General features: G+C 52.3%; 15 protein-coding genes. 13 read left to right on the plus strand and 2 right to left on the minus strand.

What is annotated here, in order from left to right; translation table 11 throughout:
• The first annotated feature begins 163 nt into the window (after positions 1 to 163).
• From IMCC3135_RS06420 to IMCC3135_RS06440, 5 genes are all read left to right on the plus strand, one after another.
• Positions 164 to 742, plus strand: a complete 579-nt coding sequence (locus IMCC3135_RS06420; RefSeq protein WP_088916851.1) for an FxsA family protein — start codon at positions 164 to 166, stop codon at positions 740 to 742.
• A gap of 224 nt (positions 743 to 966) precedes the next feature.
• Complete coding sequence (locus IMCC3135_RS06425; protein ID WP_088916852.1) at positions 967 to 1254, plus strand: co-chaperone GroES; 288 nt, start codon at positions 967 to 969, stop codon at positions 1252 to 1254.
• Between the two features lie 90 nt (positions 1255 to 1344).
• Positions 1345 to 2988 (plus strand): chaperonin GroEL, encoded by a 1644-nt coding sequence (gene groL, locus IMCC3135_RS06430; RefSeq protein ID WP_088916853.1) that lies wholly within the window; start codon positions 1345 to 1347, stop codon positions 2986 to 2988.
• Positions 2989 to 3190: 202 nt separating this feature from the next.
• On the plus strand, positions 3191 to 5290 hold the full coding sequence (locus tag IMCC3135_RS06435) for a putative bifunctional diguanylate cyclase/phosphodiesterase (protein ID WP_169727418.1): 2100 nt from the start codon (positions 3191 to 3193) through the stop codon (positions 5288 to 5290).
• Between the two features lie 97 nt (positions 5291 to 5387).
• Entirely contained in the window at positions 5388 to 5963 is a 576-nt protein-coding gene (locus IMCC3135_RS06440) for a DNA-3-methyladenine glycosylase I (protein WP_088916855.1), read from the plus strand.
• A 79-nt stretch (positions 5964 to 6042) separates the two neighbouring features.
• On the opposite strand, the gene IMCC3135_RS06445 is transcribed toward IMCC3135_RS06440, so the two are convergent.
• The gene (locus IMCC3135_RS06445) at positions 6043 to 6807 is read right to left on the minus strand and encodes a DUF924 family protein (RefSeq protein WP_157735804.1); all 765 of its coding nucleotides are present in this window, start codon (positions 6805 to 6807) and stop codon (positions 6043 to 6045) included.
• Positions 6808 to 6959: 152 nt separating this feature from the next.
• Between IMCC3135_RS06445 and IMCC3135_RS06450 the strand changes: the two genes are divergently transcribed.
• The 5 genes from IMCC3135_RS06450 (at position 6960) to IMCC3135_RS06470 (ending at position 10485) form a co-directional block, all read left to right on the plus strand.
• Positions 6960 to 7694 (plus strand): DUF4197 domain-containing protein, encoded by a 735-nt coding sequence (locus IMCC3135_RS06450; RefSeq protein ID WP_088916857.1) that lies wholly within the window; start codon positions 6960 to 6962, stop codon positions 7692 to 7694.
• Between the two features lie 7 nt (positions 7695 to 7701).
• On the plus strand, positions 7702 to 8232 hold the full coding sequence (gene fabA, locus IMCC3135_RS06455; RefSeq protein ID WP_241389405.1) for a bifunctional 3-hydroxydecanoyl-ACP dehydratase/trans-2-decenoyl-ACP isomerase: 531 nt from the start codon (positions 7702 to 7704) through the stop codon (positions 8230 to 8232).
• A 12-nt stretch (positions 8233 to 8244) separates the two neighbouring features.
• On the plus strand, positions 8245 to 9459 hold the full coding sequence (gene fabB, locus IMCC3135_RS06460) for a beta-ketoacyl-ACP synthase I (RefSeq protein ID WP_088916858.1): 1215 nt from the start codon (positions 8245 to 8247) through the stop codon (positions 9457 to 9459).
• A 205-nt stretch (positions 9460 to 9664) separates the two neighbouring features.
• The gene (locus IMCC3135_RS06465; protein ID WP_088916859.1) at positions 9665 to 10033 is read left to right on the plus strand and encodes a response regulator; all 369 of its coding nucleotides are present in this window, start codon (positions 9665 to 9667) and stop codon (positions 10031 to 10033) included.
• A complete protein-coding gene (locus IMCC3135_RS06470; protein ID WP_088916860.1) occupies positions 10030 to 10485 on the plus strand; it encodes a hypothetical protein in 456 nt (151 codons plus the stop codon). The genes IMCC3135_RS06465 and IMCC3135_RS06470 overlap by 4 nt, the downstream gene beginning before the upstream one ends.
• Before the next feature lie 9 nt (positions 10486 to 10494).
• Here IMCC3135_RS06470 and IMCC3135_RS06475 read toward each other — a convergent pair whose 3' ends face one another.
• Positions 10495 to 11493, minus strand: coding sequence for a serine/threonine protein kinase (locus IMCC3135_RS06475; RefSeq protein ID WP_088916861.1), 999 nt, complete (start codon positions 11491 to 11493; stop codon positions 10495 to 10497).
• A 135-nt stretch (positions 11494 to 11628) separates the two neighbouring features.
• On the opposite strand from IMCC3135_RS06475, the gene aroQ reads away from it, so the two are divergent.
• From aroQ to accC, 3 genes are read left to right on the plus strand one after another with little or no spacing between them, the layout of a single operon-like run.
• The gene (gene aroQ / locus IMCC3135_RS06480) at positions 11629 to 12072 is read left to right on the plus strand and encodes a type II 3-dehydroquinate dehydratase (RefSeq protein WP_088916862.1); all 444 of its coding nucleotides are present in this window, start codon (positions 11629 to 11631) and stop codon (positions 12070 to 12072) included.
• Positions 12073 to 12106: 34 nt separating this feature from the next.
• Positions 12107 to 12562, plus strand: a complete 456-nt coding sequence (gene accB / locus IMCC3135_RS06485) for an acetyl-CoA carboxylase biotin carboxyl carrier protein (protein WP_088916863.1) — start codon at positions 12107 to 12109, stop codon at positions 12560 to 12562.
• Positions 12563 to 12573: 11 nt separating this feature from the next.
• Complete coding sequence (gene accC / locus IMCC3135_RS06490; protein ID WP_088916864.1) at positions 12574 to 13926, plus strand: acetyl-CoA carboxylase biotin carboxylase subunit; 1353 nt, start codon at positions 12574 to 12576, stop codon at positions 13924 to 13926.
• Positions 13927 to 13965: the final 39 nt, after the last annotated feature.

A 13965-nucleotide genomic window follows, 5' to 3' on the forward strand; every position in this document is an offset into this window, starting at 1 on the left:
CGGGTTCCTGCTGTAAAATCTGCTGCCGTGTCCTGCCGGCAGGCGGTCTGACCTGTAGACAGTTATCGTCACTACAGACAAAAGTCGTATCGTCGTAATCAGCCAACGCTTGTTTGAGCGGTAATACGTCGATAGGTTCCATTTTGAAAATCCGGAGTTTGTGATGCCTTACGCACTACTGTTGTTCATATCATTGCCAATCATCGAGATCGCAGTAATGCTCAGGGTTGGAGACGCCATCGGCTGGCTCCCCACGTTGGCTATCGTCATTCTGACCGCCTTTATCGGCACCACATTATTACGACAGCAGGGTCTGGCCACGCTTAACACCGCTCGTCAGCGGCTGGATGCGGGTGAAATGCCAGCTCAGCAAATGCTGGAAGGCATGCTGTTGCTGCTGGGTGGTGTCCTGTTGTTGACACCTGGTTTCGTGACCGATGCCTTCGGGTTTGCTTGCGTGCTGCCTGTCACTCGCCAATGGCTGGCGAACAAGATCGCTTCACGCTCCATTGTCAGTGTCGGTGGTGTTGTGGGATTTGGAAGTGGGGCGGGGCGGCAGCGAGGCGGCCCGTCAGCCAAGGGCGGAACCACGATTGGATCTGGATCGACCGCTGGTGCTCGTCATAGCGATGCCCACTCTGCAGAATCCAGCGCCAGTGGTGGTCGACCTCAGCCCTCGACTCCTAGTCCAGAGTCGTCCGGAGAGGTCATTGATGCCGATTTCAAGCGAATTGATAAATAGAATTATATTGCCTGAAATGGCCGTCTGTAGCGCTTTATTGACTGAGTAGGTGTTTTTTGCCACCTGGTTCTGCAAGTTACAGGCAAATTTGTTGGTCCCGAGACTTGATATTGTGGCTGTCGACATTAGAATTAGCACTCCTTAGGGGAGAGTGCTAACAATGGTGCTCAACGCTCCTTTTGGACCTTATTTTTCACAGTTGATTTTTTCGGAGTCGTATTGGTATGAACATTCGTCCGTTGCATGACCGCGTGGTCGTCAAGCGCATGGAAGAAGAGCGCACGAGTGCCGGTGGCATTGTAATTCCTGATTCAGCTACTGAGAAGCCAGTTCGTGGTGAAGTGCTGTCAGTTGGTAAAGGCAAAATCGCTGAAAATGGCGATGTACGCCCTCTGGACCTGAAAGTAGGTGACCAGGTTCTGTTCGGCAAGTATTCCGGCACCGAAATCAAGATTGACGGTGAAGAAGTACTGGTTATGCGTGAAGACGACATCATGGGTGTTTTCGAGTAAAACCCCGCAGTCGTGTCCCAACTGGCTGGCGGTTGCAGCTAGAGCTCCCATCCAGTCATTTCCTGAACTCTTTTTGAGGATAGAATTTTAATGAGTGCCAAAGAAGTCCGTTTTTCCGATTCAGCCCGTCAGCGTATGCTCAAGGGTGTTGACATCCTGGCTAACGCCGTAAAAGTTACTCTCGGTCCTAAAGGCCGAAACGTTGTACTGGACAAGTCGTTCGGTGCCCCTACTGTCACTAAAGATGGTGTTTCTGTAGCCAAAGAAATCGAACTGGAAGACAAGTTCGAAAACATGGGTGCACAGATGGTGAAGGAAGTTGCTTCACAAACTTCTGACATCGCTGGTGACGGTACTACGACAGCAACAGTTCTGGCTCAAAGCATCGTTCGCGAAGGCCTGAAGTCAGTTGCTGCCGGCATGAACCCGATGGATCTCAAGCGTGGTATCGACAAGGCCGTAATTGCAGCAACTGCTGAACTGGCTGCCATGTCCAAGCCATGTAATGACGAGAAGTCAGTTGCTCAGGTTGGTACTATTTCTGCCAACAGCGACGAGTCAATCGGCAAAATCATTGCTGAAGCAATGAACAAGGTTGGTAAGGAAGGCGTTATCACTGTAGAAGAAGGCAAGTCTCTGGACAACGAACTTGACGTTGTTGAAGGCATGCAGTTTGACCGTGGTTACCTGTCTCCTTATTTCATCAACAACCAGGATGCAATGTCTGCAGAACTGGAAGATCCATATGTACTGCTTTTCGACAAGAAAATCAGCAACATCCGTGATCTGCTCCCCGCTCTGGAAGCCGTTGCCAAGTCTGGCAAGCCTCTCCTGATCATCGCTGAAGATATCGAAGGCGAAGCTCTGGCAACTCTGGTTGTCAACAGCATGCGCGGTATCATCAAGACATGTGCTGTTAAGGCGCCTGGTTTTGGTGACCGTCGTAAAGCCATGCTGCAGGATATCGCTATCCTGACTGGTGGCCAGGTAATCTCTGAAGAAGTCGGCCTGTCTCTGGACAAGATCACTTTGGAAGACCTGGGTACAGCCAAGCGTGTCACTGTTGACAAAGACAACACTACTATTGTTGATGGTGCTGGTTCTTCTGATGAGATCAACGCTCGCGTTGAACAGATTCGCACTCAGATTGAACAAGCTACTTCTGACTACGACAAGGAAAAGCTGCAAGAACGTGTTGCCAAGCTTGCCGGTGGTGTTGCAGTTATCAAAGTCGGTGCTGCTACCGAAGTTGAAATGAAAGAGAAGAAGGACCGTGTTGACGATGCACTGCACGCAACTCGTGCTGCTGTTGAAGAAGGTATCGTTCCTGGTGGTGGTGTTGCACTGGTTCGCGCCATTGCTGCTGTTGACAAAGTCAAGGGCGACAACCACGAGCAGGACATCGGTATCAGCATTGCCAAGCGTGCAATGGAAGAGCCTCTGCGTCAGATCGTTGCCAATGCTGGTGGTGAGCCTTCAGTAGTGGTTGCACGAGTCAAAGAAGGCACAGGTAACTTCGGTTACAACGCTGCTAACGGCGAATACGGCGACATGGTCGAAATGGGTATCCTGGATCCAACCAAGGTAACTCGTTACGCTCTGCAAAATGCTGCTTCTGTTGCTGGTCTGATGATCACCACAGAATGCATGATTGCTGACTTGCCGAAGGATGAAGCGGCCGGTGGTGGCATGCCTGATATGGGCGGAATGGGTGGAATGGGCGGCATGATGTAAGGCATTCGCCTTTATCATGTGAGTTAACGCTCATCAAGTAGTATCAAAACCCCCGCTCAATGCGGGGGTTTTGCGTTGTGGATGTGACAAAGTGTGGCGAGTTCGATTCGTGCTTAAGCGTCTGGGGATGGTGCCGATACCAGTTTTATCGGGATGCTAATACCTGCATTTCACTCCCATGTACCCAACAGGACGGGATTTTTTGAATTTTCGCGCATTCACAAGCACGGTCTATCGCTCGCGGGCAATACAAGCATTGTCCGGATCGGTTGCACTCACGCTATTGATCGTGCAGCTGACGTTGTTCTACCCGTCGATCTACGAACAATACGAGTCTCAGATCATCGAGCAATCGAGAGTAGAGCTGGCGTTGGTACGTGCCGCTTTTTTCAACGCGGACCCTGAGCAGATAAGCGTCCCGGACACGCTGTTGAGTGATTCTCTGGTGGGCCTGGTACTTGTGGATGCCTCGGGCAGGCTTCTGCTCAACAAGGGCAACACCTTCGACTATGTGCATGACAGCGGTGCCAGCGTAACTGAGTCCGGTACTGTGCATTCAGAAAACTGGACCATCCCGGCGAAGACGAGTTCTCTGTCAGGTATCGGCTTTATTGAGCGTGAGCAAATTGTGAACGCTGCACTGTTCAAGGCATTGGGGCTCAGTGCATTTGCCTTGCTAACCAGTTTGACAGGCGCTCTTGTGGCCATGTTTGGCGCACACCGATGGTATGTCGGCCCTATAGAGCAGCTGATCGGTGCGCTCAGGGACAGCCGTGAGAATAGTGAGGGACAGTTGCCGGAGTCTATCGAGGTTACTGATGGAAACGATTTGCGTCCTCTGGCTGAAGAGTTCAACGGTCTGATCGAGGCTCAGCGCAAGGCTGCCAGGCAGGTGAAGGTCAAGCAGCAGTATCTGGAATTCGCCGCTCACCATGATCCGCTGACTCATTTGCCCAACCGGCTCATGTTCGAGGATACCTTGAAGCGTACGGTGACTGAGACCATTGCTTCAGGCCTCAAGTTTGCTGTTTTTCTTGTTGATCTGGACAATTTCAAATTCTTCAACGATCAGTACGGGCATCTGGTTGGTGACAAGATGGTGGCGGAGGTGGGCAATCGTTTGCGCACCATGATGCGAGATATTGATCTGGTTGCACGGCTTGACGGTGATGAGTTTGTGGTTATCCAGAGAGATGTGGAAGATACGGATTCGGCTGAAGAGGTTGCCAGGCGCATCATGAACGTTGCGACAGCTCCTTATGAATACCGGGGCTTTACGCTCAAGACGGCGGTGTCCGTCGGAATTTCATCGTTTCCTGATGATGTGCATGTGCAGCAGGACGAGCATATGCTGGGCGAGGAAATCGTCAACAATGCCGCCGTGGCGCTTCAGGAAGCGAAGAGTAACGGCAAGAATCAGTATCAGCTGTTCAACGAAAAAATGCGGCTCAGGCTGACAGCCAGAATCAGGCTGGAGCAAGACCTTAAAATTGCTTTGCAGGATGAGCAGTTTGAGGTGTATTACCAGCCCAAGATCAACATCCATACTCGCCAATGCACGGGGGCTGAAGCATTGGTTCGTTGGCGTCATCCAGTCAATGGTTTTGTCTCCCCCGATGCGTTTGTGCCGGTTTGTGAAGAGACGGGTCTCATTATTGAGTTGGGGGCCTGGATTTTAAGGACTGCCTGTATCAAGACGCGTGAGTTGCAGGAGCAGGGTTATCCGGGACTGAATGTCGCTGTCAATATATCGGCTGTCCAGTTCACCGATGGTGGGCTCTTGCCTATGGTTGTTCGGGCACTGGAAGAGTCTGGTCTCGCTTCCGAATTACTGGAATTGGAGATCACCGAAAGTGCTGTGATGCACGATCCTGAAGAAGTTATCCTGTCTTTGCACGAGCTGAGTGAACACGGCATGAAGCTGGCAATTGACGACTTCGGTACAGGATATTCTTCGTTGGCGTATCTCAAACGCTTCCCTGTCAACACCTTGAAGATCGATCGGGCATTCATTACTGATATATCCAGTGATAATGATGATGTAGCGATTGTCGAAGCGGTGCTGGGGTTGGGCAAGCACTTCAATATGAAAGTTGTTGCGGAAGGCGTCGAAGACGAGGAGCAGCTGAATTTTCTGAAAGCCCAGGGCTGTGATATCGCTCAGGGGTATTTCATCAGCAAACCGTTAAGCTCGGAGCAATACAATCATTGGCTTGAACGCTGGCCATATGGCGTGCAGTCCGGCAGCGTAATCAGAATGCCTGAGTTACCTGCACCAGACAGAACCGGAACAGACGATTGAGGCTGGGAATTGTCGGGTAGGTGTACGATGCCAGTGACTGGCATTATATCCAGTTGCCGTGTAAGCTTTTGCTTTCCATGGCGATGACTGACTGACGATGGCCGACTCTCTTGATTTGCGCTGCAGCTGGTGTCAGGGTAGTGATTTATATCGCCACTACCACGACACTGAATGGGGCGTGCCCTGCAGGGATTCAATGCAGCTGTTCGAGTTGCTTAATCTGGAAGGTCAGCAGGCCGGGCTCAGCTGGATCACCATTCTCAACAAGCGCGAAGGCTATCGGCAGTTGTTTGCAGGCTTTGATCCGGTCAAGATTGCCCGCTTCACGGATGCCAAACTTGACAAGATTGCGAGCAATCCGCTCATCGTGCGGCATCGGCAAAAGGTGGAATCCATTCGCAGTAATGCGCACGCCTGGCTGGCGATGAGGGAGGCAGGTCAGGATTTTTCAGAGTTTGTCTGGTCCTACGTCAACCACGAAGCTATCGACAATGCGCGTACTTGCATGAGTGAGGTGCCGGCTAAAACAGATGCTTCAACGGCTATGAGTAAGCAGCTGAAGAAGCTGGGCTTTGCCTTTGTCGGACCGACAACCTGTTACGCCTTCATGCAAGCGGGCGGAATGGTGAACGATCACCTGACAAGCTGCCCTAGACATCCTGAAGTTGCCTGATTAGCTGAAATCTTGGGAGCCTGTCCGAGAATCGCACCCGCAGTCGACCTGTCTATTCCCGGATTGGCTTCTGGGCCCGCTATTGACCGAAACGCTTGTTGCTTTGCGCCATCCAGTCCAGTTCTTCGCTTGTGCTGGTGCGACCCAGTGCCTTGTTTCGATAAGGGTAGCGGCCAAATTGGTCGACAATTCGCTTGTGTTCATGCGCGGATGACAAGGTGCTGGTAGCAAATTTGTGCAGCTCCGGAGTGCCCTGCTCGCGTGTCAGGGCTTCGAACAGTGCAACGGATCTGAGCTGAGATTCTGGCGATTCGTCATGTTCCAGGGGCAAGTAGCAAAATACTTTCTGAGTCAGCGAGAATGACTCCACGTAGCGCATGGAAATAGCATGTTGACAGGCTGCCAGTGCCTGATCGTCAGCAGCAAAGGCATCGGCTGTGCCACGATGAATATTGCGATTGAACTGATCAAGAAGGACAATCAGTGCCAGTGTGCTGTCCGCCGATTGCAGCCAGTGGTCCAGTTGGCCGCTCCGGGCGAGCTCGAGCAGGTCGCCAAAGCGGGTTTGTAGTTCCAGGTCCAGTTTTTTTCCACCGCTGAACCAGCGTTTGGACTGGGGCAGGTCCATCCGTCCACTGGCCTCATCTTTGAACCAGAACCGGAGTACGGATTCAGGAGTTTGCTCAACAGAGGGCTGATTGTCGGTGATTGCATTCATGGGGAGGGCAGAAGTGTTGTCTGGTATGGGTGTATTGCTTGAATAGCGAGTTTGTGGCATTGCGATGACACTGCCCTTGCTGTTGATACTGGGCAATGTGCCGTTATTGTTATTGACATTCGTCATTGTGCCGTGTAATTGGCGATGAGCTTTGCACTGTATCCATACTCGGTCTATGGTCAGTGCTTTGATATACTCCGTGTCATGCGCAGCTGGCAGACCTTTACAGGCCGCTGAAAGCACCTGCGGTACTACCTACAATTGTGGAAAATCTTCATATGAGTGTACGCGTTACGAGTCTTATCCTCTGCGGTGCCCTGTTAGGCGGCTGTGCAAGTAATAACCCTCAGCTAGCAGACCTTAAAGCCGCTGCGGAATCAGCGCTGAGTGGTGAGTCGTCCAGTGGTCCTCTGAGTATTGACGAGATCACACGCGGCCTCAAGGAGGCATTGACAACTGGCTCCAATGCGGTTGTGGCGCAACTGGGCAAGCCAAACGGTTTCAGTGATGACCCCATTATTCATATCCCACTGCCTAGTTCTCTGGCCAAGGCGCGTGATTTTGCCAGCAAAGTGGGTCTGGAAGGCTCATTTGACGATCTGGAGCTGAAACTCAACCAAGCTGCAGAGCAGGCTACGCCAAAGGCGCAGGCCTTGTTCGTTGATGCTATCAGCGAGATGAGTGTCGATGATGCCAAAGGCATTCTGTCGGGCCCTGACGATGCGGCTACCAGCTATTTTCGTGACAAGACCGGGTCCCAGTTGCAGTCGCAAATGCGGCCTATCATCGATCAGGCGCTGGCCAGTGTAGGGGCGGTTGGTACATTCAACGATCTTTTGTCCAAGTACAATAATATTCCCCTGGCACCGAAACTCGATGCCGATCTGACCGGTTATGTGACCGAAGAAGGATCAGAAGGCATTTTTCATTATCTGGCAGAGGAAGAAAAAGCGATTCGCGAGAACCCGCTTAAACGCACCTCTGAAATCCTGCGCCGCGTATTCGGAAGCTGAAACCAACATGAACCCCCCAGAACTGACTGACCGACATTCATTCGACCGTGAAGAACTTATCGCCTGTGGACGCGGCGAATTGTTCGGTGAGGGCAATGCCCGACTGCCTTTACCGAATATGCTCATGTTCGATCGCATCACCAGTATTACAGCCGATGGAGGAGCTGCAGGCAAAGGGCAGGTCATCGCTGAACTGGACATCAACCCTGAGCTGTGGTTCTTCGGATGCCATTTTGAGAGCGATCCGGTCATGCCGGGTTGTCTGGGACTGGATGCCATGTGGCAGCTGGTTGGCTTCTTTCTTGGCTGGAAGGGCAATCCGGGCAGGGGACGAGCGCTGGGTTCTGGTGAAGTGAAATTCTTCGGTCAGGTCCTGCCAACCGCCAAGGTGGTACGCTATGAACTTACTATCAACCGACTTATCGAAAGAAAGCTGGTCATGGGCATCGCCGATGGCCGCATGCTGGTCGACGACCGTGAAATCTACACGGCTCGTGACCTGCGAGTTGGTCTATTCACATCCACTGAAGATTTCTAAAGAGATCGCATCATGCGCAGAGCGGTAATAACCGGCATTGGTATCATTTCCTGTCTGGGAAATGACAAGGAGTCGGTAACAGAATCATTGCGACTGGCCAAATCGGGCATCACGAAACGCGAGATCTATAAGGAAATGGGCATGCGCAGCCACGTGGCTGCGGCGCCGGACATCGACCTTAAAGAATCCATCGATCGCAAGCAATTTCGTTTTATGGGCGGGGCTGCTGCCTATGCCTATCTGGCCATGCAGGCGGCGATTGCGGATGCAGGCCTGAGTGATGACGAGGTGTCGAATGTTCGAACGGGCATTATTGCAGGCTCGGGTGGCGGTTCTTCAGCCAGTCAGGTTGATTCTGCCGATATTCTGCGTGATCGTGGCATTCGGCGAGTAGGGCCCTATCGAGTTACTCAGACCATGGGTAGTACGGTATCTGCCTGTCTGGCAACGCCTTTCAAGATCAAGGGCATCAACTACTCCATATCATCAGCCTGTTCCACCAGTGCACATTGCATTGGTAATGCGCTGGAGCTCATCCAGCTGGGCAAGCAGGATCGCGTGTTTGCCGGTGGTGGCGAAGAGGAGCATTGGACACTAAGCAGTCTGTTCGATGCCATGGGCGCGCTGTCGACCAAATACAATGACACGCCAGAGCTGGCCTCACGCGCCTACGATGCGAACCGGGATGGTTTTGTCATTGCCGGTGGCGGTGGCATGGTGGTGGTAGAAGAACTGGAAACTGCCAAGGCACGTGGGGCAACCATCTATGCTGAGGTCGTCGGTTATGGTGCCACTTCAGATGGTTACGACATGGTTGCACCGTCCGGTGAAGGGGCAATGCGTTGCATGCAAATGGCCAAGGCAACGGTTGATACGCCTATCGATTACATCAATGCCCACGGCACCAGCACGCCGGTTGGTGATGTGGCCGAGCTGCGTGCGGTAAAAATGGCTTTCGAAGAAGGCCAGGTTCCCCATATTGGTTCTACCAAGTCTCTGTCGGGACATTCGCTGGGAGCCGCAGGTGTACAGGAGGCTATCTATACGCTTCTGATGCAGCAAGCCGGTTTTATTGCCGAATCTGCCAACATCACAGATCTTGATGAAGCTGCAAGCGATTTGCCGATTGTTCGCAGTCGTATCGATAACGCAAAGATCGATACGGTGATGTCCAACAGTTTTGGTTTTGGCGGCACAAACGCCTCGCTCGTCTTTCGACGCGTTTAGTCGATCGGCTCTGAATCACCAGGCGCAGATCATCTGGTCTGTGTCTGGTGAGAGCCTTTACTCGTCCTGCCGTCCCCGGACGAGTTAATTGTCAATTGTGCGACGCACGATGGCAAAATTGACGGTTACTTTGCCCTGATACAGCCTACAAAGTTCGGTGTTTTGGTCGTTACTTCTCATGTCCATTTGAATTGGTTTGAGATACATGAAAGTAATGATTGTCGACGATTCAAAGTCCATGCGGATGATCGTAAAGCGCACTCTTAAACAGGCTGGCTTCGATACTATGGAGTTTGAAGAGGCCGAAGACGGCACAGATGCGCTTGCCAAAATTGATGATTACATGCCGCAACTGGTACTTTGCGACTGGAATATGCCCGAGATGAATGGCATTGATTTCCTGAAAGCGATCAGAGCCGCAGGGAATACAGTCAAATTCGGATTCGTGACGACCGAATCCACTGCTGAGATGCGAGCGGAGGCAAAAGCGGCTGGAGCCCAGTTTCTTATTGCCAAGCCGTTTACGGCAGAAACGTTCGAGAAAACGTTGCAGCCGGTTCTCCGACAGCCATGAACTATCAGGCTCCGGAGGCACGCGCGCTCAGCGATATGCTCTCGATGATAATCGGTGGTGAAGCCAAGGCCAAAGTAGCGCCTGCGCTGGAAGGTGACTCCCCCGATTTTGTGGCGATTTACATCAACAGGGATGATGAAGTGGTGGCAACCTGCTGTAGTAAGTTGCACACGGCAGCCTCTCTGGGGAGCGCTCTGTCCATGATTCCTGCAGGTGGCGTCAAGAGCATGGAGGAGGAGAATCAAATCTCGAAAATGGCATTAGATAATTTTTATGAGGTGATGAATATCTTTTCCAGCCTGTTGATGAACGACAAGACAGAGCATCTACGGTTGTCAGAAGTAGTTCGAGATGCTGGCAAACGTTTGAAGGTGGACAATAGTGAAGAGGTGATTTTCACGTTGGAACTCGGTAACTATGGGGCGGGTGAGCTGGTGTTCAATTTCACCTGAATCCAGTATTCAGTAGATGAGGCTGGGTTCCTCAAGAGCTGCACGTTGTTCTCGTAGCGACTGGATATGTTCGTCCCAGAATCTGCCGCTGGCGAAGAACGGAAAAGCCTGTGTAAAAGCCGGATCTTCCCAGCGTCTGGCAATCCACGCAGCGTAATGGATGATTCGCAAGGTTCGCAAAGGCTCTATGAGGGCCAGCTCGCGTTCGTCAAATTCGCGAAACTCATGGTAACCATCGAGAAGATCGCCCAGCCGTGCTTGAGCATACTGACGATCGCCAGAGATGAACATCCAGAGGTCCTGAATGGCAGGACCCAGGGCGCAGTCGTCAAAATCCAGCAGGTGCGGTGTGCCATCACTACCCCATAGAATATTGCCCGGGTGGAAATCACCATGCAGGCAGATCTCACGATAAGGGACTGCATCGATGCGCTCATGCACTTCGGGCATCAGATCGTCAATGACAGACTCATAGACCTGCGCCAGATGGTCGGGCAGGATATCGGAATCCAGTAGATAGTCGGCGCATTCATCACCCAGTCTGCTGGCATCGATGAATGGGCGGTGTTGGAAGTCCAGTGTGTCAGCTACCAGGTGCAAACGACCCAGTGTTCGGCCGATAACAGCTAGCTGTTCGGGGTTGTCCAGCTCGGGAGGACGACCACCTGCACGGGGGAACAGACAGAATCGAAATGGCCCATGGTTATGCAGACTCTGACCTTCAGCATCACTTAATGGTGCGATAACCGGAATGTCATGTTCAAGTAGTGCGTTGCAGAACGCATGTTCCTCCAGAATGGTTTCATCGCTCCAGCGACCTGGCCGATAGAACTTGGCAATCACGGTTGTGCCATCGTCCAGGCCAACGGAATAAACGCGATTTTCGTAGCTGTTGAGCGCACTGACACGACCATCGGTGTGCCAGCCAACGCTGTCAATTGCATCGAGTATCTGGTTCGGGTCCAGTGACCGAAAGGCCAGAGATGCATCAGTATCCTGGATGATCATTAACTCCTTATTGTCGGTATAGGTCGCCAACTGTCTGTAAATAAGCCCTATTTGATGCTATCTTTCACAGTTACCGTCACGATTGACCTTTTGGTCGATTACGTGCATCAAATTTCATAACTGGAGCGTTGGAGTATGTCACAGGTGTTGGTTCTCAATGGGCCTAACCTCAACCTGCTAGGTACTCGTGAGCCTGAACGATATGGTTCGGTACGATTGGCGGACATCGAAGCACAACTGGCTGAACAAGCTGAGCAATCGGGAGTCAGTATTGACTTCTTTCAGAGTAACAGCGAGGGGGCATTGATTGACCGAGTACAGGCGGCTCCGGCAGAAGGGTGTCAGATCGCGATCATCAACCCGGGTGGCTATAGCCATACGAGCGTTGCTCTGCGCGATGCCTTTCTCGGTGTGGCACTACCTCTGATTGAAATACACGTTAGCAACATCTATCAACGTGAACCATTCAGACATCATTCGTATTTTTCCGATATCTCTGTCGGCACATTACTGGGTTTTGGCCCTGCCGGGTACAGCATGGCGCTGACGGCAGCCATCGCCCGAATCAAACAATCTTAATACCACCGAACCGGAATACAGATCAGGACTGCCCATGGATATTCGCAAGATCAAGAAGTTGATCGAGTTACTGGAAGATTCGGATGTTTCCGAAATCGAGATCGTCGAGGGCGAGGAGTCCGTACGGATCGCACGTTCATCTGGTGTGACCTACGCACCCGTGCAACCTCAAGCAACTCAAGTCGCGCAGCCCGTCGCGGCAGCACCAGCGGCCGTGGGCGCCAGCGCACCAGCGCCGGAGAACCTACTGCCACCAGGTACCATCATGGAATCTCCCATGGTCGGCACCTTTTACCGTTCCTCGTCTCCTACTGCCAAGGCTTTTGCCGACGTTGGGCAGGTTGTCAATAAGGGTGACACGATCTGCATCATTGAAGCGATGAAGATCATGAACCAGATTGAAGCCGAAGTCAGCGGTACCGTACGCGCCATTCTTGTCGAAGATGGCCAGCCGGTTGAGTACGGCGAGCCATTGATCGTCATCGACTGAGTATCTGACTCATGGTTACTCCAATCAAGAAACTGCTGATCGCCAATCGTGGCGAGATTGCCCTGCGTATCATGCGCTGCTGCCGTGATCTGGGTATCCAGACCGTTGCTGTCTATTCGACGGCTGACCGGGATCTCAAGCATGTCAGGCTGGCCGATGAAGCGGTATGTATCGGGCCGCCACCTTCCGCTAAAAGCTATCTCAATGTGCCTGCCATTATCAGTGCGGCCGAGATAACTCGCTCCGAGGCTATTCACCCGGGTTACGGGTTTCTGGCTGAGAACGCCGATTTTGCCGAACGGGTTGAATCAAGCGGGTTCAAGTTCATTGGTCCAACCTCGGACACTATCCGTTTGATGGGTGACAAGGTCAGTGCCATTGCCGAAATGAAAGCCGCAGGCGTTCCCTGTGTGCCTGGCAGTGATGGGCCTCTGGGTAACGATATTGCCAAAAATATCAAGATTGCCAACAAGATCGGTTATCCGATCATCATCAAGGCGGCCGGCGGCGGCGGCGGGCGTGGCATGCGTGTCGTTCGTTCGGATGATGATCTGGAAGAATCCATTGCCATGACACAGAACGAAGCCGGTACTGCCTTCGGCAATCCGGTTGTGTACATGGAAAAGTATCTGGAAACCCCTCGACATATCGAGTTTCAGGTCATCTGCGATGAATTGGGCAATGCCATTCATCTGGGGGAGCGTGACTGCTCCATGCAGCGTCGCCACCAGAAGGTTGTGGAGGAGGCGCCAGCACCGGGCATCGATGCAGCCACTCGTGCCGATATGGGCGCCCGCTGCGTCGAGGCGTGCAAACGCATGGGGTACCATGGTGCAGGTACGTTCGAGTTCTTGTATGAAAACGGTAATTTCTACTTCATAGAAATGAACACCCGTGTGCAGGTCGAACACCCTGTGACCGAAATGATTACGGGAATCGATATCATCAAGGAGCAGATTTTTGCTGCTGAAGGTCGCGAGCTGCGCTGGAAGCAGGAAGACATCAAGATCAAGGGACATGCATTCGAGTGCCGCATCAATGCCGAAGACCCGGTCACTTTCATGCCTTCCCCTGGCACCATCCGGCAATATCATCCAGCCGGCGGACTTGGTGTGCGTGTGGAGACCCATATCTATAACGGGTATACAGTACCGCCACATTATGACTCCATGATTGCCAAACTGATCGTGTCTGCCAATACTCGAGAGTCAGCCCTGGCACGCATGCGTGGTGCCCTCAGTGAAGTATTCATCGACGGCATCAAGACAAACATTCCCCTGCACATCGATATCTTCAATGATCCTGCCTTTCAGGAAGGGGGCACCAATATTCATTACCTGGAAAAGAAACTGGGACTGAACTGACGGCATGCTGGTGGATCGGACGCCAGCGACCGGCATAAC

This window comes from Granulosicoccus antarcticus IMCC3135 (genome assembly GCF_002215215.1).
In the GTDB taxonomy this organism is placed as follows: Bacteria; Pseudomonadota; Gammaproteobacteria; order Granulosicoccales; family Granulosicoccaceae; genus Granulosicoccus; species Granulosicoccus antarcticus.

What these genes read in the sequence shown, in the direction of transcription:
- groL (WP_088916853.1), top strand. Translation starts at nt 1,345, where the DNA reads ATGAGTGCCAAAGAAGTCCGTTTTTCCGATTCAGCCCGTCAGCGTATG.
- accC (WP_088916864.1), top strand. Translation starts at nt 12,574, where the DNA reads ATGGTTACTCCAATCAAGAAACTGCTGATCGCCAATCGTGGCGAGATT.
- IMCC3135_RS06475 (WP_088916861.1), bottom strand. Translation starts at nt 11,493, where the DNA reads ATGATCATCCAGGATACTGATGCATCTCTGGCCTTTCGGTCACTGGAC.
- fabA (WP_241389405.1), top strand. Translation starts at nt 7,702, where the DNA reads ATGAACCCCCCAGAACTGACTGACCGACATTCATTCGACCGTGAAGAA.
- IMCC3135_RS06425 (WP_088916852.1), top strand. Translation starts at nt 967, where the DNA reads ATGAACATTCGTCCGTTGCATGACCGCGTGGTCGTCAAGCGCATGGAA.
- IMCC3135_RS06440 (WP_088916855.1), top strand. Translation starts at nt 5,388, where the DNA reads ATGGCCGACTCTCTTGATTTGCGCTGCAGCTGGTGTCAGGGTAGTGAT.
- IMCC3135_RS06420 (WP_088916851.1), top strand. Translation starts at nt 164, where the DNA reads ATGCCTTACGCACTACTGTTGTTCATATCATTGCCAATCATCGAGATC.
- accB (WP_088916863.1), top strand. Translation starts at nt 12,107, where the DNA reads ATGGATATTCGCAAGATCAAGAAGTTGATCGAGTTACTGGAAGATTCG.
- IMCC3135_RS06470 (WP_088916860.1), top strand. Translation starts at nt 10,030, where the DNA reads ATGAACTATCAGGCTCCGGAGGCACGCGCGCTCAGCGATATGCTCTCG.
- aroQ (WP_088916862.1), top strand. Translation starts at nt 11,629, where the DNA reads ATGTCACAGGTGTTGGTTCTCAATGGGCCTAACCTCAACCTGCTAGGT.
- fabB (WP_088916858.1), top strand. Translation starts at nt 8,245, where the DNA reads ATGCGCAGAGCGGTAATAACCGGCATTGGTATCATTTCCTGTCTGGGA.
- IMCC3135_RS06465 (WP_088916859.1), top strand. Translation starts at nt 9,665, where the DNA reads ATGAAAGTAATGATTGTCGACGATTCAAAGTCCATGCGGATGATCGTA.
- IMCC3135_RS06450 (WP_088916857.1), top strand. Translation starts at nt 6,960, where the DNA reads ATGAGTGTACGCGTTACGAGTCTTATCCTCTGCGGTGCCCTGTTAGGC.
- IMCC3135_RS06445 (WP_157735804.1), bottom strand. Translation starts at nt 6,807, where the DNA reads ATGACGAATGTCAATAACAATAACGGCACATTGCCCAGTATCAACAGC.